Here is a 19,028-nt window from a genome sequence, read left to right on the forward strand (position 1 = left end):
CTGGCCACACTCCACAGTGTGACCAGCCGTGACAGACTTTTCTACCCACCTTCATGCGGGTGAAAATAGAACTTTACTTGCGGCGACGTAGAATCAGAGCCAAACCACCAAGCCCCAACAAGGCCGTGGTGCTCGGCTCAGGAACTGCCACAAAGTCATTGACGATGATATCATCAAAGCTCGCGCCACCAGTATTCGTTGCTCCGGAGTTGAGTAATAGACGTACTTTCTCATCCCCAGTTTGTTTGATAGCGACAGACTCATTTGTCCACCCCTCCTGCTCCAGTAAATCAATCGCCTTACGCATTGTTTTCCGACTTACCGAAAGCATCGATGCCAAAGAACGTTCTCCTGGTAAACTCCCGCTAAATTGCCCTGATAGAATGCTCTGCTTTAAAGCATTCGCAGTTTGTAGCACACGGTTTTCAATAGGCGGAATTGCAAGCATAGGACTTGGTTAGTATATGTCTCATAGAGAACTTCTCCCCCTGTTCCCAGTTTGAAAACATCATTCTGAGGACTGACGAATCTTGAGAAATGGCAACAGAAAGACAAAGAATGCCCCCAGCGCAGCATCTAGCAGAAACACTTGAAAGTAAGTGAACCCCCAGCCACCTTTGCCTGTTGCTGTCATTGCCTGCCCTTGCCACCAATAACAATACATCGTGACCACATTGATCAAGGCCATGCAGGCGGTAAAATGAGTCGCACTAATCTTTGGATTCACAATATCCATAAAAAAGGCGGTACGTACACCGTACATCAGCCCTTGAAAACAGGAATAGACAATACTCGCCATCCACCAAGCTCGAATCAAACCATCGTGCCTAGGCCACGTTCCATCCCCATTGCCCGCAGTAGGATAAATCCACCCCTCGCTCTGTAATCGCCACCCCATCCACAATGTCGGCAATAATGTCCCCAGACCAAAAATTGCCAACGCCTTCTTACGCCCAATTTTGTCTGACAAGTAGCCCCCCGTCATACAAAACACAATAAATACAATGGAGGCAACCAAGCCCATCAGAGCAATTTCATCGTCTTTCATCCCCAGTGTCGGAGTCAGTATTGTCGATACCACTAAGCTCAATGCCATCCCCCCAACAGGTAATAAAGCTAAGCAAAGCCCTAAGAACCCTTGCTTGCTCAAAAAGAACGTCTTCCCGACCTCTTTGAGGTACCCACCAACTTCAGCCACCGTATATTTCCACCCCCTAAGTTCCGCCATTTCCCCCTCCTCAGCATTCAACTTCTTTTCACAAATCCAGAAAACCACCATCAATAATACCCCTAACAAAAGAACGGGCACCATCATGCTCGCCATGCTGAAACCTAAGGATTCCTTCAAAAATAAAACTCCTGACCCACCAATCGCGGCCCCCAGTTGAGCCCCTGCAAACATCAAGCCATTCGCCAAACCACGCTCATGTTCCTCCAAAGTCGTACAAGCTAGCCCATCAATCGCCACATCCTGCGTCGCTGCAAAAACATTGTGAACGATCAATAAGACAGTAAAGAGACCAAGCCCCACTATCGTCCCACCCTCCATTTTTGGGAAGTAAGCCATCGCAAGCAACAAACTCAGCAACATTCCTATCTGGCTCCCGACAATCCATTGCTTGCGTGCACCAAAGCGACGAAAGTGTAAGTTATCGACAAAGGGTCCCATCAAAAACTTCCAGGACCAAGGTAACATGATCGTTGCTGCAAAGGTACCCAAAGCCGCAGCCTCCATCCCCATCCTCTTAAATTCTAACGCAAGAGCCACACCTGTGAAGCCTTGGGGCAATCCCTCGCTCACATATAACGCAAAAAATGCCGCTAACCTCCCCTTCTTGTGCTCGAGTAAATTCCCCATCAGCGGAGCCTACACATCCCCATGAGCCACGCACTGCTAGAATGCTCGAATGACAGTTTTTGATACAGATCACTCCCATATCTGCACAAAAAACGAGTGACTCAGTCTCCCAAGTCACTCGTTAAAATTTGCGGCTACTATCTCAGTTAAGCTGGGGCTCCTACCACTTCGCCAGCAAGCGGGTCGTCGTCCTCTTTTGAGTCTTCGACTTCCTTTTTCTTAGGCTCATCAATTGAGGGAGCCAATGGCGGTTCGGGTGGTGTCGGCGCACTCGGTGGATTCGTCATTTCCCCCTTCAACAAGAGGTCAGTGATCTGTTCGCCGTCCAAGGTCTCAAATTCAAGCAAAGCTTTTGCAATGAGGTCCAGTGACTCGCGATGCTCAGTCAACATATCAACAGCACGCTGGTAGGCATCATCAATGAAGGTCTTGATCTCAAAATCAATCTTTCGAGCGGTCTCTTCAGAATAGCTCTTGCCCTCATTGGGTACAAACATCTCGGTGTTGCTATCACTGCCGTACTCGACCATGCCGAGTTCCTCACTCATCCCCCACTCGCAGACCATCTTACGTGCAATGTTTGTCGCTTGGCGAATGTCTCCCATTGCCCCATTCGTCGGGTTCCCGAAGACGAGTTCCTCAGCCACGCGTCCACCCATCGCCACACAAAGTTGGTCGATCAATTCCGCTCTGCGGTAACTAAACTTATCCTCCTTCGGCAAGAACATCGCCATACCTAAGGACGGACCACGTGGAATAATAGTCACCTTGTGTAAGGCATCCGTGTGCTCACAGAGGATGTTCAAAATAGCGTGGCCAGCTTCGTGGTAGGCCGTATTCTCTTTCTCCTTGTCTGAGAGTGCCAAAGAACGACGCTCACGCCCCCATCGAACCTTGTCGCGCGCTTCTTCCATCTCTGCAATCGTCACTTCCACCTTGCCTAAACGAGCAGCCAGTAGTGCAGCTTCGTTGATCAAGTTAGCTAGCTCAGCTCCGGAGAAACCAGGTGTACCTCGTGCAACCACGCTGAGATCCACATCACCAGAGATCTTAATCTTCTTGGCATGCACCTTGAGAATTTGCTCACGCCCAACCACGTCTGGGAGTGACACACGCACCTGACGGTCAAAACGTCCAGGACGCAATAAGGCCGGATCGAGTACATCAGGGCGGTTCGTGGCAGCCACAATGATCACACCTGAACGTGCGTCGAAACCATCCATCTCAACCAATAAAGCATTGAGGGTTTGCTCGCGCTCGTCGTGACCACCGCCCATGCCGTGACCACGGTGACGGCCTACTGCATCAATCTCATCGATGAAAACAATACAAGGTGAGTTCTTCTTCCCTTGCTCAAACATGTCGCGCACGCGGCTCGCCCCCACACCCACAAACATCTCAACAAAGTCAGACCCAGAAATAGAGAAAAATGGCACATCCGCTTCTCCCGCGATCGCACGAGCCAAAAGCGTCTTACCAGTTCCCGGAGGGCCCACCATCAATACACCCTTAGGAATATTAGCACCCAACTTCTCAAATTTCTTAGGAGCCTTAAGGAAGTCAACAATCTCGTACAGCTCTTCCTTGGCCTCGTGAATACCTGCCACATCTTTGAAAGTCACTCTGCCCTTGTCCATAGAAAGCAACTTTGCCTTCGACTTGCCAAAGTTCATCGCGCCCTTGCCAGCATTCTTCATCTGGAATCGGAACAAGAAGAACAATAATCCCACGATCAATAAGATCGGTAAAATTTGCACCAGCACAAAGCCCATCGTGTTGCTCTCAGGAGTCGTGCGGGCCGACTCAAGTAAATTGCGCTCCGCCTCAGAGATGGCGAACAAATTCACTTCCACGGAAAATGGGACAAAAGTAGGTGTCACGTCAGCTTTCAATGGCCATACCTTTCTCACACCCTCCAATACCGCATCATTGCTATTAGCTGTCTTGTAGAGCTTTAGTGACCGTTCACCCGCTAATTCAACCTCGCCCAAAGCAATCCACTTGCGGAGTTCCTTGAGTGTGATGTTTTGAGAATCTGCAGCCGTCGATATGTCTTCAACCACGATCAATGGCACATTCTGCTCACGTCTCAGGCGGTCGACCTCGCGCTGGTCCAAACTCGTGTCAATCGCCACGCGGAAGCTCTCCATCTGCGGACTCGCGTCTTTGTTGCGGTACTCAGCAGTATCTATAAACCCTTTCACCTGACCTGAAGTCGTCGTCTCCTTCGTGACAAATTTCAGACGGCTCTCGGGGCTCAGTTTGAGATCCTTAAGTACTTTGTTTTTCTCCGCGGGATCCGTCACCGCTTTCACACTGTCGAGCTCGTATGGGTCAATCAGCACTTTCTCACTCTCCAAGGCGGTGCGGAACTGCGCAAAATCAATCTTCTTACCATTCTTCTCGGTAGTGCTCTGGTACGCTAAAATCAATACGCCAATGGCGAGTGCAAAAAGGATCATCACTCTCCAGTTCGGTCCCTTAGCCTGTTGAGGCTGACCGTTTTGTGGTCCTCTGGACTGGGGTGTTTTCTCAGGTGGTCGTTGGTCTGACATAGTAAGTCTATCTGGTCTGGGGCCCCTCTTGCTTCAGAGCCCCTCTAAATGCTTGCGCGAAAGGTAGTACGGCTTTCAGAAAAATAAATCCTTTTTTCTGTCGGCTTGCCATCGGTTAGATATGCGTGCACCATGGTTTCCAGTGAAACTGTCCTCGCAAGCAAGAGATAATAAAGGAAAAGCCCGACTTTTCAAGTCCTCCTCTCTGTTTAAGGCTTGGACACACAAGGCCCCACAGGGTATCCCCCTCGTTGCCTCACTCGTGGAAGTCTTTGCCGCCTTCGTCTCCCTCGATGAACGCGTCGACACCACCGAAGCCGAAGTCGCCCTCGACCTCCTGCGCCACGCCTTCCCTGAAGCCGACCACCATTGGCTTGCCCGTCGCCTCCAAAAAGCCCTTCGCACCCCACAAAGCACCACCACGCTCGCCAACAAGCTCGCCGTCCAACTCGAATATGAAGGCATCGTCTCCCTCGGACTCCAGCTCTATTTGCTCATCGATGCTTCCTCCCGCAGAAAACGTGGCCGCGCTGCCTTCCTCGACTTCTTCCAACGACTCGACGGCAATGGGCTCGGTGAACTCATCCTAAAAGAACTCGAAGAAGGATACTCAGGGACAAAAAAACTCCCCTTCACCCGCCTCATCTTCTCATCCACCGATAATGCCGACGTCTGCCTTCCTGAATCCACTGAGAATTATGCCTTCCGGGTCTACCAATCAGGCGAAGTCATCATCATCAGAAACACCGGGGGCCAAGCCCTCTGGCTCAGTGGCTCGAGTGTCGTCCCCGGTGGCATCATCCGTATGCGCTCCCACCAACGCATCATGCTACCCAGCTGGACAATTTCCTACAACGACCTCAACTTCTTCTTAAACTACAAGCGCACCCACCAACCGCGCGCTCTCTTCGTCCACGAGTCGGTCAATGGCCTCATGGCAGAACGTAGTAGAACACGCCTCTCCACCGTCCGCATCGACTTTGGGACACATGCTGAAATCACGGCTATCCGCCCGACGCAAATCACCTCCAATGGCGCAACCCTAGAGGTAGACAAAACCACCAAGCGCCACTTCCACGACGCTCTCACCCTCAGCAACGGCTCAGAGGTCGACCTCGAAAGCATCCGCAACCAAGCACTCGAAGCTGGTGGCCGCTTCCGCCTCAGTAGAGAAAAACAAACCTGCCTTGTCTCCAATGACCCCTCCGTCATCGGTAAAGGGGACCTCCTCATCTCCCCCAATCTCGCAGGCAAAATCACGCTCAAGATATCCTACGATCCTGCCACTTCCGTGGGCGAACTCGAGATCATCGAGTCCGAACGTACCTTGCTGATGAATAATCAAGCAGTGAAGTCCGGTGCCACACTCATGGATGGAGCTGTCATCCGCCTCAGTGCCAGCCAAGCCGTACGCTGCCGCTTTTCTGAGGGCTTGATTGATGAAGAGCGTACCGTCATTCAAGAACTCCATGTCGATGGTGTCACTCATCGCTTCACCCGCCATGCCACCGCCCTCGACAGCATCGACTTCAAAATTATGCGAGGAGAAATGCTCTGCATTATGGGGCCATCTGGCTGTGGTAAGTCCACCCTGCTGGCAACCCTCGCCGGCCAACTCAAGCCAGACCGTGGCCACATCCGCTTCAATGGCATCTCCCTCTACCAACACCGTGCCCGCCTCGCCCCCTTCATCACCTTCATGCCCCAGGAGGAGGCGCTTAACCCACACCTCACCGTGCGCGAGCACCTCATGCACGCATGTACTGTCAGGCGCCCACACCTCGCGAGCCCCGAACATTCCCGGCGCGTAGATAGTATCCTCGCGGAACTCGCACTCGAACCACTCGCCGACCGCAAGGTCGGCTCAGCCGGCGATAAAACTATCTCAGGTGGTGAGCGCGGACGCCTCAACCTCGGGCTCGATCTCGGCTCCGCCGCTGAAATTTTCCTCTTTGATGAACCCATTTCTGGACTCTCTTCAAAGGACTCAGAACACGTCGCCGAGTCTCTGCGTGCCCTCGCCCGAGATAAAATTGTCATCGCGTCCCTCCACCGCCCCGGAGCCTCAGTTCTTTCACTCTTCGACAAAGTCCTCCTCCTCGATAAAGAAGGAAAAGTCGCATACTTTGGCACTCCCGATGACATGGGCCGCTACTTCGAGGAAGCTAGTGTCGAGTTTAACATCCAGACACTCAACCGAGGGGATGGCAAAAATAGTCACGTCAATGGGGCCGACTTCGTCTTTGACGTCCTCGAAACACCCCTCCACGGCACTGTCGGCGCCAATGAATCCTCATCTTTCGCCAGACGCTTCCCCCCCTCATTCTGGCAAGAACGCCTCGAAAGCCATCGCCTCATCCAAAAAGTCACCGAGTCCGATAGCCAAGTGCAAACGCAACTCGGCGACATGCCCCGCGCCGACGATAACATGCCGGTGCCAGTCCCGCGACCGCGTCGCCCCCAAGACTATTGGAGACTCTTCCGTACCCACCTCAAACGCTCGATTCTCGCCAAATTCAGAAACCGAGGTACCTTCTACTGTACTATCCTCGAGGCCCCCTTGCTCGCCTTTCTCATCGCTCTCACACTGCGGGCTTCCGCTGAGGGGAAATACGAGTTTTCCTCAGGCCTTCACATCGTCACTTACCTCTTCCTCTCGGTCACTGTCGCCATGTTCCTCGGCCTAACAAATAGTGCCACCGAGATCCTGCGCGACTTGCCAGTGCTACGCCGTGAGAGAAACACCCGCTATGGAACGGGCCTCTACATCGCCGCCAAATGCACGACCCTCACTCTATTAGCCCTCATCCAATGCGCTATCTACGTCAGCATCGGCCACTACTTCCTTGAGATTAAAGAAATGTGGTTCACCCACTGGCTCTGGATGAGCACAACGGCCATCACTGGCACTGCCATGGCCATGCTGATTTCAACCATTGTCAAAAGCGAAAGAGCGGCACTCTCATCCATCCCCCTCCTGCTCGTCCCCCAGCTTCTCCTTGCCGGTGCTCTCGTCCCATTCGGAGAAATGAACCGTGGACTCTTCGTCGGCGGCGATGAAGCCCGTGAAAATGGTGCCGAGCCCGTACCCGCTATGTTCATGCCCCTGCGCTATTCCTTTGAAGGCATCATCCTCGCCCAAGCGACAGAAAACCCCTTCGAAAAAGAAAGACGCCGCATCCAAGAACGCATCGAAGTACTCAAAAAGAAAGTCATCCCCCAAGATGATACAAAAGAAGAAAATTTCCTAACCGACGAAGAAGCCGCGCGCATCAAAATCCTCACAGCTGGCCTCACCCGACTCTATGCTGCTGAAGCAATCGACCAAGATGGCGCCGCTCTCCTCTCACACCGGATTGCCAATGTCGCCCTCAATGGCACAATGGATGAACTAGAAAATCTGAACATCTACCTCGGTGATGAAGACGAGTCTGAACCCGTCCAGTCGTTTTTCCAAAACACGCGTACCGAATTGCTCGTGCGCCGGGCTGAAATCAACCGCGTTGATATGCGTGCCGAACAAGATCGCTCACTCTTCCTCGCTGAATGGAAATTCTGGTTCGGCAAAAAACTCAGCTCCACCTTCTGGTGTAAGTCAGTGCTCGCTGCCGTCTCCATCCTCAGCCTGCTCGCCGCTACCGCTGTCGTCACCCGCTGGAACCGCAAAGTCAGCTAACCCTAACTCCCAAAATTTCCATTGGATAAATCCTCAATGAGGTGCACTATCCTACCATGCAGATTGGTGAAGCGCTCCTCGCTCCTTCCAGCCAAACCTGGCTTCTTGAAGGGAAATTTGGCCTAGAAAAAGAACACGTCAGAGTCGATCTCGAAGGCAAACTCGCACAAACTCCACACCCCCACATCTTTGGCGACAAACTCGCCCACCCCTTCGTTACTGTTGACTTCTCCGAAAGCCAGTTAGAAATGATAACTCCACCTATGGACTCAATCCATGAGGCGCTGGGTTTCATGGAAACCATTCATGATGTCGTCACCGAAAACTTAGACAACGAGCTGCTCTGGCCGCAAAGTATGCCGCCAGCCTTGCCCGAAGATGGCTCCCAAATCCCACTCGCTCAATTTGACTCAGAACATCGAGCTCTCGCCGAATATAGACGCTTCCTCGCCCAAACCTACGGGCGGAAAAAACAAATGATCTCAGGCGTCCACGTCAACCTCAGCTTCTCAGAGTCCCTCCTCGAAAACCTCCAGCGTGAATCGAACCATTCTCAGCTCACTCAAACTGAATTTAAATCGCATGTCTACATGACTGCCATGCGCAACATGATGCGTTACCGCTGGATCATGATAGCGTTGTTAGGAAACACACCTGCCGCTGACAACAGCTACAGCACCATCTGCCCAGACCTCCCAGAAGTCGTCCCTCAGACATGCTGCGGAACAAAATCTGTATCCGTCCGCGCCAGCATTTGCGGCTACAGAAATAACGAAGAATTTACCCTAAATTATGCATCTTGGCCCCAATTCCATCGATCTGTCCGTGACCTCGTCGATGCTGGCAAACTCATCCACGAGAAAGAACTCTATAGCCCGATTAGACTCAAAACAAACCTCCAAACCGGTGAAATCACTCACCTTGAAGTTCGGTTGTTAGACCTCGACCCAACCACCAAATCCGGCATCCGCCCCGAGAGCCTCCACCTCCTTCACCTATTCATGCTCTGGTCTCTTGCAAAAGAAGAACCAGCTCCCTTCGACGCTGCCCAACAACGCATCGCATCGCAAAACCAATACCACTGTGCCTGTTGTGGCTACGATTCAAAGATCCTCGATGCTAATGGATCACCATTCCCTCACTCCCCCAAAGGTGCAGTCAGAAAATTCCTCCAAGAAATTGCTAATCTCGTCCCAGATGACGCACCTAACAACTACAACAGATCTATCAAATTCTTTGAGTCATGCCTCGATAACCCAGAGAACGCACCACTCGAAATTACGAGAAAAGGAATACAAAATCAGGGCTTCATCCCCTACAACCTCCAACAAGCAAAAAACTTCCAAGTAAATTCCCTTCACCAAAACTTCCGCTTCTCCGGCCTGGAAGACCTCGAACTCTCTACTCAACTCATCCTCCGTGAAGCCGTCCTGCGTGGCATCTCATTTGAGTTGTTAGACCGCTCAGAGAATTTCGTCGCACTCACGAAAAATAAGCATACTGAATACATCCAACAGGCAACAAAAACCTCAAAGGACAATTATGCCACCATCTTGATGATGGAGAACAAACTCGTAACAAAGAAGGTGCTCCAACGCTCGAACCTTACTGTTCCAGTCGGCGGCCATTACACTGACTTAAAACATGCCCTCGCAGATTTTAATCGCTATAAATCGCAAGCTATCGTCGTAAAACCTAAATCCACCAACTTCGGCCTCGGCATCACTATCCTTAAACAAAATTCTGACGAAAACCACTACCTAACTGCTCTCAAAATGGCTTTCGCTGAAGACAGCTCAGTCCTAGTTGAACCATTCATCGCAGGTCGAGAGTTTCGCTTCTTCCTCATCGATAATAAAGTGGAAGGCGTCCTCCATCGGGTCCCTGCCAATGTCATGGGTGACGGCTCACATTCTATCTCAGAACTCGTACGAATCAAAAACCAAGACCCTCTCCGAGGCAAAGGCTACGTCACACCACTCGAGAAAATTCAGCTCGGAGACGCCGAAAAGCTCTTCCTCGAAACCCAAGGACTCGACTTCAATTACACCCCAAAAAATCAGGAAATTATCTACCTAAGAGAAAATTCGAACATCAGCACAGGCGGCGATAGCCTCGACTTCACGGATGATATCCACCCCAGCTATAAACAAATCGCCTCAGATGCCGCCAAAGCCCTCAATGTCGCCATCACTGGACTCGATATGATCATCCCCAATATCTCTGAGCCCGCAAATGACGACAACTATGCAATCATTGAAATGAATTTCAACCCCGCTATCCACATCCATTGCTTCCCATTCAAAGGCTCCAACCGCCAACTTAACAAAAAGTTGTTAGACTACCTAGGCTTCTAGAGTCCCCCCACTTAGTTCTTCGCTATGCTGAGATCTACAAGGTCGAGAAACGCATAAATCAAATGCTGCCCATACAGGATTTTCATCACACTTTACACAATATTCACGCATTGCCATCACTCCTAAAACTTGGAGCCCCCCGATCAGCCTAGCAACTATACCCCCTCTGATTCATTCGCCATGTACACACTCCACAGTTGCTTTCAGACATTGAACCGCTAAGCTAACAGCCTTTCATTGATCGCTATGGATACGCCCCTACTCAAAACAAACCTCAGCCTCAGAGACGGACAACAATCAACACTCGCTGTTGGAGATTGGGTACTCAACACCGCTGAAATGGCCACTATCCTCAAGGCGACCTCTACGGCGGGCTTCAATTCCGCCGAGGTTGCTGGGGGCCAAAGTTTTCAAACCGCTATCAGTAATGGCTATAACCCATTTGTCATCAGTGACGCCCTGCATAATGCGATCACACATCATAACTCAGTCGCTGAACTCGACCTTCAAATGCTTTTCCGTGGCGCTAACGCACTTGGATTCCGCCACTATGATAAAGATGTCGTCGAAGCCACATTACTTGAATTCATCAAAAGCGGTATCACCAAAATTCGATTCTTCGACGCGCTCAATGATATCGATAACCTCGACTTGCCTGAATCGGTTAAGGCACTCAAACACGTCATCCTACAAGGTGCCATTTGCTTTGGAAACTACCCACAAGCCCCCGACCGCTACACAGATGCCTACTTTGTCAGCTACGCACAAAAGCTCGTAGCTAAGGGCTTCACACACATCGCCATCAAAGACATGTCTGGCCAAATGACCGCTCAGCGCATGGCCACCCTCCTCCCAGCCCTCCAATCCTACCTCACCCCCCTCAATATCCCCATCGAGCTCCACATTCACTCGACCAATGACACCAGCTCCCTCGAGGCTATCCGCAAAGCTATAGACCTCGGTATCCATTCGATTGAAACTGTCGAAGGCCCACTAGCCGGCGGTTCCTCACATCATTCACTCAGCTCGATCAATCCACAGCTCATCGATAACCAAGACGCCTATCATTCTCTAACTTCAACCAGTGAGAGGATCTGGAAAAACCCACAACGCAAAGACTTCGATATTCCCCTAGCCCTCAAAGAACAACTCTGTGCCGCCGGTGTGCCTGGAGGTGCGATGCCATTTGTCATCCGTGACCTAAAAACTCAAATGCCGACCATCGTCGCCAAGTACCAACAGCTCTCTAAGCGCCCCCCAAAACACACAACCAAGTTCGCAGTCGGTAAAACAAATCAGATCAAAGCCGAAAATCGCGCTCTCAAATTCCAAGATATCATCACACTCTTTATTACCGAGCTAAAGCGCGTCTGCGCAGATGCTGCTTACCCACTCCTCGTCACTCCAACCGCTGATATTTGCTGTAAACAAGCTATTGCAAATTTAGCTTTTGGAAATAACCCATATAGCGAATTGTTAGAAGATCGCTACCTCACTTCGAATGGCAACACTGGCGCCGACCCCCGCTTCACAAAACTCATACTTGGTCACTATGGTGAGTTTAAGTCCTACGATACCCCCAGCTCTAACTTCTCTCCCTCAGAAGCGGTCATTAGCTTCTTTGAAAAGCACAACCCACTCGGTATCACCAGAGCTAAAACACACCCCTCACTACAAGCAGCCAAAGACAAACCAGTGAGCGACATGCAAGAAGCTCGCTCAGCAGCTTGGAAACTCATTCAAACCCTCGGCCCCAAAGCACTCTCCTTTGCAAACTTCGACCAGCTCACTCTCATGTACGCACTCAAGCCTTCCGGTGCACACGGAGTCGACCCGATCGCTAAAGCTGTCAGCGCCTACAATCAACGAGCTCAAGGAGCACGTATCAATGCTTCTGGGGTCACTTTTCCTGGCTACGAGAACATCATGCAACCCATTCTCGAGCATCTTGGCGCCCTCCATGCCGTCTCCCCCACATCACTTCCTAAAGATGTCATGGAGCTAAAACTCTCGGACCTCGGACGCAATCTCTACAGAAGACTCTTCCGCACCTACGCAACACTCCCCCTCACCCAAGAAGTCACCCGAGTGCGCAACAACCTCACCAACCTCATCTCTTCAGATCATACGAATGCCACTCTCAAACAAGCTGTGGCCTATGTCGGAGATAGCTTTCGAAACCTAGATTTCCTCCCAGAAAACCAAGGTGAAGCCGCCTACGAACGCGCACGCGAGGACTTCCGCCAACTCACACTCTGCCAACTCTTCGGCGCCCTCGCCCTCACACACAGCCTCGTCAATAGCGTCGATAAGCACGGCACCGATCCCTTCATGCCCGCAGAACGTAGCATCCAACTTGAAGATATCCCACGCTTCGCACATAGCCAACCTAACAAAGAGCATTCACTCTGGGAGAGACGACTCCACACGGCCATCAGCTCACGCCACTTCCAAGTAGAAAATGACCTCCAAAATAGACTCGCTCATTGGAGAAAAATCTAACTACTCAGAGCACCCACTCTACGAGCGGCAATCTGAGCCTCCGCCTACTACAGTCTCAGTTCTTCGCTAAAACACTGCAACAACTCACACACTATCCACGAGATCACGAACAACTCGTTAGATCTAGCATGCTCCCATCGACATACAAGCGGGCATGCTTCCCCCCCTCAAATTGGTTCAGCACTTAATGCTAGCCATTTCTAGATGTGCGATACCGATGCCGACCGATATCCCCTCCTACTAAGCTTTGAGTCGATCGAGCTTCCCCTGCGCAGTCTCCTCTAACTGCTGACACACTAAGCCGCATAGATCGAATAGCAAGGGCTGCGCAATACGGTAATATACATAATTCCCCTCCTTCTGACGGCTCAATAAATCGGCATCACTCAATATCTTTAAGTGCTTCGAGACATTTCCCTGCTTCAATGCTGTCAACTCCACTATTTCGCCAACCGTCTTACTGCCTTCCATCAAACATGATAAAATACGCAGACGAACCGGCTCAGAAAGCGTCTTAAATAATTTCGCCACGTCCTCCAGCTGCTCCTCTCTCATTGCTGAACTACCGTTTGATCTTTTCTTTTGCACATTCCTATATCGCGATATAGTTAAACTTAACCTAAGATTTGAACGATGACAACCATCACCATCAAAGAATACCTCGAAAACCCAAGTGCGTATTATCTGACCGATGTGCGTACGCCAAATGAGTTTGAAGAAGCACACATTGAACAAGCACACATGCACCCGCTTGATGGATTGAATGCAGGAGAAATACGCTTTAAGGCTCAAGGTAAGAAAGTAGTCCTCACCTGCCTCACAGGAGCGCGTTGCAAGAAAGCCGCCTCAGCCCTAAAAAAATCGGGCATCGAGCTCTTTGCGCTCGATGGTTCACTACAAGCTTGGGAAAAAGCCGGACATCCAGTGGTACGCGGGGTACCCAAGGGCTTACCCCTGATCCGCCAGGTCCATATCACCGTCGGCTCAATCAATTTAATAGCCGCCGTAATGTGTGCTACAGTCAGCCCTCTTTGGATCTGGGTGCTGATTGCTACAGCCTGCGGTCTCTTGCTGGCTGGCACTACTGGCTTTTGTGGTCTAGGTGTCGTACTTGCCAAGATGCCTTGGAATCGCCCTGCCAAAGATGTAGAGGCGTGCTCAGAAGGGTGAACGATCTAAACAAATAAGCTCAAGAGTTCTTGAGCGATGGACAGTAACACCGATGTGGAGGCACTTCCCCCCTCCAGATGATCGAAGACCTTGCTTGAAGCTTGACAGCCTAACAGAGAAACTATGAGCTATGTGTCCTCATGAAAAAGATACTCCCTATTCTTGTCGTCATTGCAATCGTTGTAGGTCTGAAATTCTACAATAAGTCGAAGGTCAGTAATGAAATCAAAGCGGACGCCACAGAACAATTACAACAGGAGCTTGGACCAGCCCTTGGCGAAGAATACGTCGCAGAATTAGTAGACTACGCCCATCCAGAAGCAATGGAACAAGCATACAAAATGGGGGGTAAAAGAAGCTCCGAGGAATTTGATAATGCAACCTATCAACGTATCTTCGTCCGAAAGATCCTTGAAAAGTTACAGAACGACGGCAAACAAGATGCCGCCTCAATGCTCTAAAAAAACAGAGTTAGAATCCCCCACCCACTCACTACGAGCCCCTTGCAAAGCGCGTGCTCCAGCCACCCTTGTGCCCATTTGATCCTGATACCAAATAAAATGGCACAGTCATGAGTTTAGATTGCTATCTAACCAGATCCCTGTTTTCTTGATAGGTGATGACTACAGATCACCCCACACGCCATAAAGCCCTAACTAAATGGGTCAACAAGATGATCGATCTCTGCGAGCCAAAAGCAGTGCATTGGTGCGATGGCTCACAAGATGAATGGAATCAACTCACTAACGAACTCGTCGAAAAAGGCACCCTCATCCGCCTAAACCCAGAAAAACGCCCCAACAGCTTTCTAGCACGATCAGCCCCATCTGATGTCGCTCGCGTCGAAGAACGCACATTCATTTCGACTAAGCGCAAAGACCAAGCCGGCCCAACCAATAATTGGTGTGAGGACGCTGCCATGAAAAAAGAAATCCTCCAAGTTTTCAAAGGATCGATGAAAGGCCGCACCATGTATGTCGTGCCTTTCTGTATGGGGCCATTAGACTCCCCACTCGCCAAAATTGGTGTGCAGGTTACAGACTCCGCATACGCTGTGTTGAATATGCGTATCATGACCCAGATGGGTTCACACGTCCTCGAGCGCCTTGAGAAAGAGGCATTCGGTGAAATTGAATCCCGCCGGACAAAACCTGGCTTCTTCATTCCTTGTCTCCACTCAGTCGGCGCTCCCCTAGAAGAAGGACAAGCAGATGTACCTTGGCCCTGTAACGATGAAAAATACATCGTCCATTTTGTCCGCTCACGTGAAATAGCCTCTTATGGCTCTGGCTACGGTGGCAATGCCCTCCTCGGCAAGAAATGTCTCGCGCTTCGGATCGCCTCTAATATTGCTCGCGAGCACGACTGGATGGCAGAGCACATGCTCATTCTGGGCCTTGAGTCCCCCACGGGTGAAAAAACTTACGTCACTGGAGCTTTCCCTTCCGCATGCGGAAAAACCAACCTCTCCATGCTCGTCCCCCCTGAAAAGTATCGCAAAGAAGGTTGGAAGACGACAATTGTTGGAGATGACATTGCTTGGCTCTGGCCACACGAAGATGGCAGCCTGCATGCAATCAACCCTGAGACTGGCTACTTCGGTGTTGCTCCGGGGACATCCTACGAGTCGAATCCAAATGCTATGGAGTCGATGAAAGAAAACTGCATCTTCACCAACGTCGCACTCACCGATGACGGCGACGTCTGGTGGGAAGGAATGGACGGCCCTCCTCCTGCACACGCCATTGATTGGCAAGGTAATGACTGGACTCCCAAAGACGGTGAGAATGGCGTCAAAGCAGCACACCCGAATGCCCGCTTCACAGCTCCAGCAAACCAATGCCCGACAATTGACCCCGATTGGCAGAATCCTGAAGGTGTCCCCATCTCTGCAATCATCTTTGGCGGACGGCGTAAAACCACCATGCCTCTCGTCTACCAAAGCTTCAATTGGTCTCATGGTGTCTACATTGGTGCAACAATGGGTTCAGAAACTACTGCCGCCGCTGCCGGAGCCATTGGGCAAGTCCGACGCGATCCCATGGCGATGCTCCCCTTCTGTGGCTATAACATGGGCAACTACTTCCGCCATTGGCTTAAAATGGGTAAGAAAATCGAACGCCTACCAAAAATGTTCCACGTCAATTGGTTCCGCCTAGACCAAGATGGAAAATTCCTCTGGCCTGGATTTGGGGAAAATATGCGCGTCCTCGAGTGGATCGTAAACCGCTGTAAAGGACGAGCCCTCGGGCATGAAACAGCCATCGGATGGGTCCCCAAACTCGCCGAAATGGACCTCGAACAACTCGAGCAATTCAGCCAAGAAGACTTCGCTGAAGTCATGGCAATCAACCCAGAAGAGTGGGAGCAAGAAATCCTTAGCCAAGGAGAACTCTTCCTGAAACTCCACCACTCTATCCCTAAAGAACTCATCTACCAACGTGAACTCCTCGCATCGCGTATTGTAGATTAAACTCACTTTTCACCCAAATGGCGGAGAACTTCCAAGCTCTCCGCCATTTTTGTTGGTGATCAGAACTTGCCAACACTCCAGAACTCCCTACTTTAAGATCACATGAAAAAACCTCTCTCTCTCGCCTGTGCTGTCTTAGGACTCATGCAGCCTCTCTCAGCAGAAGATCGGCAACACAACCCAGATTCCTTCATCTGGCAGCCAGAGCTCTCAAAAGACGGCCCAGTGCTTATCACCGTGAGCCTCAAAACTCAAACTGCAGCAGTCTACCGTAATGGCATTAAGATCGGTAGCTCCGAAGTCAGTACCGGCTTCAAGGGGCACGAAACCCCCACCGGCGTCTTCCATATCCTTAATAAAGATGCTGACCACCGCTCCCGCACGTATGGGAATGCGCCCATGCCCTACTCTGAGCGCCTCACATGGGGTGGAGTCGCACTCCACGCAGGAGCTCTCCCAGGCCACCCGTCTTCCCATGGCTGTATCCACCTCCCATACGACTTTTCGAAAAAACTCTTCGGAGTCACTCACAAAGGAACCACCGTCATTGTGACCAATGATGCCCCAGATATCCATGTCTCCAATGGCCACAAAGTTCAATTTGCTGACGGCTCAAGCTCCAACTTTATCTGGCAGCCAGAACTCTCCCCCTCTGGCCCAGTATCCCTGCTTTACAGTAAGGCCGATAAAAAACTCTACCTTATCAGAAATGGAATCACCATTGGTGAATGCCCAGTTTCTACAAAACTCTTCGGAAACCATGTCAAAGGTACCACTGCCTTCATCTTCAGCGGATGGAAAGTCGATGCCAAAAATAATCAAACCACCTCAGCCTGGACTCAAGTAAGTGGCCATAAAGCCCACCATACCGAAACACTCGATGAATGGTTTAAAATCGACCCACGCTTCCAACACCTCCTCCAAGGCATGCTCACCCCTGGTACAAACCTCGTCGTCACTAACGACTCTATCAAAAAGTCCACTGGTAAAGGATTTCCTATTCTACAAGGACACAAAGAGGAACAACAACGTAAAGAAGACGCTAGCTCCTAACCCCATGCAGCCAACAAACCTCGAACCGCACCCCGAAGGCGGCAATTACCGAGAAGTCTTCCGCTCCATCCATAAAGTCGATGCCAAAAACTTAGGTACTCGATCAGCTCTAACACATATATATTTTCTGTTAGAAAAACCTGAGAAGAGCTGCTTCCATAAAGTCAGCAGTGAAGAAGTCTGGAACCTCTATAAAGGAGAAGGCATCCGACTCTATCAATGGGACGGAGAAAGTGATGAAGTTGAAGTCATCGAGCTCTCCGAAGCTGCTAACCAATTCTGCCACGTTGTACCTGCCCATCATTGGCAAGCAGCTGAACCCATCGGTGACTCGGCACTCGTAGGATGCAGCGTCGCACCAGGTTTCGAGTTTCAGGATTTCACCCTAATCCGAGACTGTGTTGGCCACGCCGAATTACTCAAAAAAAACCAAGCCCAACTGAGCCACCTTATCTAACAAATCTAGCCTCCCCCCATACTCTGATCTCCTGCTATCCTAGTGATAGCCCTGAGCATAGAGTGCTTTGTATGAGTTTACTATGTGTGGCCAAATCAGACCTCCTACCTGAATCTATCTATTGTTAAAACTTCTATCCAATGCTTTCACGGCTACCGCTATGCTCACCTTGCGCCGTAGACAATAGAATTTCCGCACTTTCCACTTCCATCAGCCACTCTCCCGGCTACACCTCTGTGCATGGCTGATCAGAGTTTAGAAGTTCGTCCATCGAAAAAAGCTGGATACGTCCTCAGCCTCGAAGGCAAGGAACTCAAGATCCCACTTGGCTGGGCCTTGCTCAAACCAGGTGATGCGGCCTTATCCCGGCGTATCAAAAAAGACGGCCCCAGCTGGACTGTGAAAGAACCTAAGGGTAGGAAACTCTTCTCCAAAGGAATCTGGGCGCCAGCAACACGGATCGAAGCCTTGCGCAATGCACTGCTTGCTGAGCGAGAAGACCCTGCTTACCAAAAGAAGTTAGATGCTGGTCGTGCGCGCCGAGCTAAAGAACAAGAACGCTACGTGCTTGAATTTACAGCTGCAGTCCAACACTTCCTTAATTTCTCATATGCATACGACGCATTTGAAGATCAATTAGCAAAACGAGTCGCTGAACACGCAGTCCCCGTTGGCAGCGGCACCGTGGCTCGTACCCAGCGTATCCCCATTGAACAACGCGCGGAATCCGCCGTCATCGCTTGGATGCGGCACCAAACAACAGCCTATGACGATATGGTCATCCCCAGAGAAAAAGGTAAACGCCGTGAAGTTCGTAGAATGTTAGCGAAACGTTCGCGTGCTCTCTTAGACAAATACCGAGATCACGCACCCATCGACCTAAAGCGCTGCCCACTCTATCAAGCCTTACAAAAGGCGCAGTAGAAT

Annotated in this window: 13 protein-coding genes; 9 read left to right on the forward strand and 4 right to left on the reverse strand. The window is 50.8% G+C overall.

Annotation, left to right across the window (positions count from 1 at the left end; all coding sequences use genetic code 11):
- Positions 1-73: 73 nt before the first annotated feature.
- From ACFSW8_RS02330 to ftsH, 3 genes are all read right to left on the reverse strand, one after another.
- Positions 74-448 (reverse strand): GntR family transcriptional regulator, encoded by a 375-nt coding sequence (locus tag ACFSW8_RS02330; protein WP_377089196.1) that lies wholly within the window; start codon positions 446-448, stop codon positions 74-76.
- Positions 449-508: 60 nt separating this feature from the next.
- Positions 509-1,858 (reverse strand): MFS transporter, encoded by a 1,350-nt coding sequence (locus ACFSW8_RS02335; RefSeq protein WP_377089195.1) that lies wholly within the window; start codon positions 1,856-1,858, stop codon positions 509-511.
- 146 nt (positions 1,859-2,004) lie between these two features.
- Positions 2,005-4,320, reverse strand: a complete 2,316-nt coding sequence (ftsH, locus tag ACFSW8_RS02340) for an ATP-dependent zinc metalloprotease FtsH (RefSeq protein WP_377177327.1) — start codon at positions 4,318-4,320, stop codon at positions 2,005-2,007.
- Between the two features lie 214 nt (positions 4,321-4,534).
- Between ftsH and ACFSW8_RS02345 the strand changes: the two genes are divergently transcribed.
- From ACFSW8_RS02345 to ACFSW8_RS02355, 3 genes are all read left to right on the forward strand, one after another.
- Positions 4,535-8,089 (forward strand): ATP-binding cassette domain-containing protein, encoded by a 3,555-nt coding sequence (locus ACFSW8_RS02345; RefSeq protein ID WP_377177329.1) that lies wholly within the window; start codon positions 4,535-4,537, stop codon positions 8,087-8,089.
- Positions 8,090-8,145: 56 nt separating this feature from the next.
- On the forward strand, positions 8,146-10,446 hold the full coding sequence (gene gshAB / locus ACFSW8_RS02350; protein ID WP_377089192.1) for a bifunctional glutamate--cysteine ligase GshA/glutathione synthetase GshB: 2,301 nt from the start codon (positions 8,146-8,148) through the stop codon (positions 10,444-10,446).
- Between the two features lie 246 nt (positions 10,447-10,692).
- Positions 10,693-12,948, forward strand: coding sequence for a hypothetical protein (locus ACFSW8_RS02355; RefSeq protein ID WP_377089191.1), 2,256 nt, complete (start codon positions 10,693-10,695; stop codon positions 12,946-12,948).
- Between the two features lie 240 nt (positions 12,949-13,188).
- Here the strand turns inward: ACFSW8_RS02355 and ACFSW8_RS02360 are convergent, their stop codons facing one another.
- Positions 13,189-13,503 (reverse strand): ArsR/SmtB family transcription factor, encoded by a 315-nt coding sequence (locus tag ACFSW8_RS02360; protein WP_377177331.1) that lies wholly within the window; start codon positions 13,501-13,503, stop codon positions 13,189-13,191.
- A 78-nt stretch (positions 13,504-13,581) separates the two neighbouring features.
- On the opposite strand from ACFSW8_RS02360, the gene ACFSW8_RS02365 reads away from it, so the two are divergent.
- The 6 genes from ACFSW8_RS02365 to ACFSW8_RS02390 all read left to right on the forward strand — a co-directional run bounded on the left by ACFSW8_RS02365 (position 13,582) and on the right by ACFSW8_RS02390 (position 19,025).
- Positions 13,582-14,118 carry a rhodanese-like domain-containing protein gene (locus tag ACFSW8_RS02365; RefSeq protein WP_377089188.1) on the forward strand — a complete coding sequence of 179 codons (537 nt, stop codon included), beginning with the start codon at positions 13,582-13,584 and terminating at the stop codon, positions 14,116-14,118.
- A 140-nt stretch (positions 14,119-14,258) separates the two neighbouring features.
- Positions 14,259-14,579, forward strand: coding sequence for a hypothetical protein (locus tag ACFSW8_RS02370; protein ID WP_377089187.1), 321 nt, complete (start codon positions 14,259-14,261; stop codon positions 14,577-14,579).
- Between the two features lie 158 nt (positions 14,580-14,737).
- Positions 14,738-16,591 (forward strand): phosphoenolpyruvate carboxykinase (GTP), encoded by a 1,854-nt coding sequence (locus ACFSW8_RS02375; protein WP_377089186.1) that lies wholly within the window; start codon positions 14,738-14,740, stop codon positions 16,589-16,591.
- A 102-nt stretch (positions 16,592-16,693) separates the two neighbouring features.
- Complete coding sequence (locus tag ACFSW8_RS02380; RefSeq protein WP_377089185.1) at positions 16,694-17,644, forward strand: L,D-transpeptidase family protein; 951 nt, start codon at positions 16,694-16,696, stop codon at positions 17,642-17,644.
- Positions 17,645-17,648: 4 nt separating this feature from the next.
- A complete protein-coding gene (locus tag ACFSW8_RS02385; protein ID WP_377089184.1) occupies positions 17,649-18,101 on the forward strand; it encodes a cupin domain-containing protein in 453 nt (150 codons plus the stop codon).
- A gap of 240 nt (positions 18,102-18,341) precedes the next feature.
- Positions 18,342-19,025 carry a DUF2293 domain-containing protein gene (locus ACFSW8_RS02390; RefSeq protein WP_377089183.1) on the forward strand — a complete coding sequence of 228 codons (684 nt, stop codon included), beginning with the start codon at positions 18,342-18,344 and terminating at the stop codon, positions 19,023-19,025.
- The last annotated feature ends 3 nt before the right edge of the window (positions 19,026-19,028 follow it).

This window comes from Rubritalea tangerina, from assembly GCF_042683245.1.
Classification (GTDB): Bacteria; Verrucomicrobiota; Verrucomicrobiia; order Verrucomicrobiales; family Akkermansiaceae; genus Rubritalea; species Rubritalea tangerina.

What these genes read in the sequence shown, in the direction of transcription:
- ACFSW8_RS02345 (WP_377177329.1), top strand. Translation starts at nt 4,535, where the DNA reads ATGCGTGCACCATGGTTTCCAGTGAAACTGTCCTCGCAAGCAAGAGAT.
- ACFSW8_RS02380 (WP_377089185.1), top strand. Translation starts at nt 16,694, where the DNA reads ATGAAAAAACCTCTCTCTCTCGCCTGTGCTGTCTTAGGACTCATGCAG.
- ftsH (WP_377177327.1), bottom strand. Translation starts at nt 4,320, where the DNA reads ATGATCCTTTTTGCACTCGCCATTGGCGTATTGATTTTAGCGTACCAG.
- ACFSW8_RS02355 (WP_377089191.1), top strand. Translation starts at nt 10,693, where the DNA reads ATGGATACGCCCCTACTCAAAACAAACCTCAGCCTCAGAGACGGACAA.
- ACFSW8_RS02390 (WP_377089183.1), top strand. Translation starts at nt 18,342, where the DNA reads ATGGCTGATCAGAGTTTAGAAGTTCGTCCATCGAAAAAAGCTGGATAC.
- ACFSW8_RS02370 (WP_377089187.1), top strand. Translation starts at nt 14,259, where the DNA reads ATGAAAAAGATACTCCCTATTCTTGTCGTCATTGCAATCGTTGTAGGT.
- ACFSW8_RS02365 (WP_377089188.1), top strand. Translation starts at nt 13,582, where the DNA reads ATGACAACCATCACCATCAAAGAATACCTCGAAAACCCAAGTGCGTAT.
- ACFSW8_RS02385 (WP_377089184.1), top strand. Translation starts at nt 17,649, where the DNA reads ATGCAGCCAACAAACCTCGAACCGCACCCCGAAGGCGGCAATTACCGA.
- gshAB (WP_377089192.1), top strand. Translation starts at nt 8,146, where the DNA reads ATGCAGATTGGTGAAGCGCTCCTCGCTCCTTCCAGCCAAACCTGGCTT.
- ACFSW8_RS02330 (WP_377089196.1), bottom strand. Translation starts at nt 448, where the DNA reads ATGCTTGCAATTCCGCCTATTGAAAACCGTGTGCTACAAACTGCGAAT.
- ACFSW8_RS02335 (WP_377089195.1), bottom strand. Translation starts at nt 1,858, where the DNA reads ATGGGGAATTTACTCGAGCACAAGAAGGGGAGGTTAGCGGCATTTTTT.
- ACFSW8_RS02375 (WP_377089186.1), top strand. Translation starts at nt 14,738, where the DNA reads ATGACTACAGATCACCCCACACGCCATAAAGCCCTAACTAAATGGGTC.
- ACFSW8_RS02360 (WP_377177331.1), bottom strand. Translation starts at nt 13,503, where the DNA reads ATGAGAGAGGAGCAGCTGGAGGACGTGGCGAAATTATTTAAGACGCTT.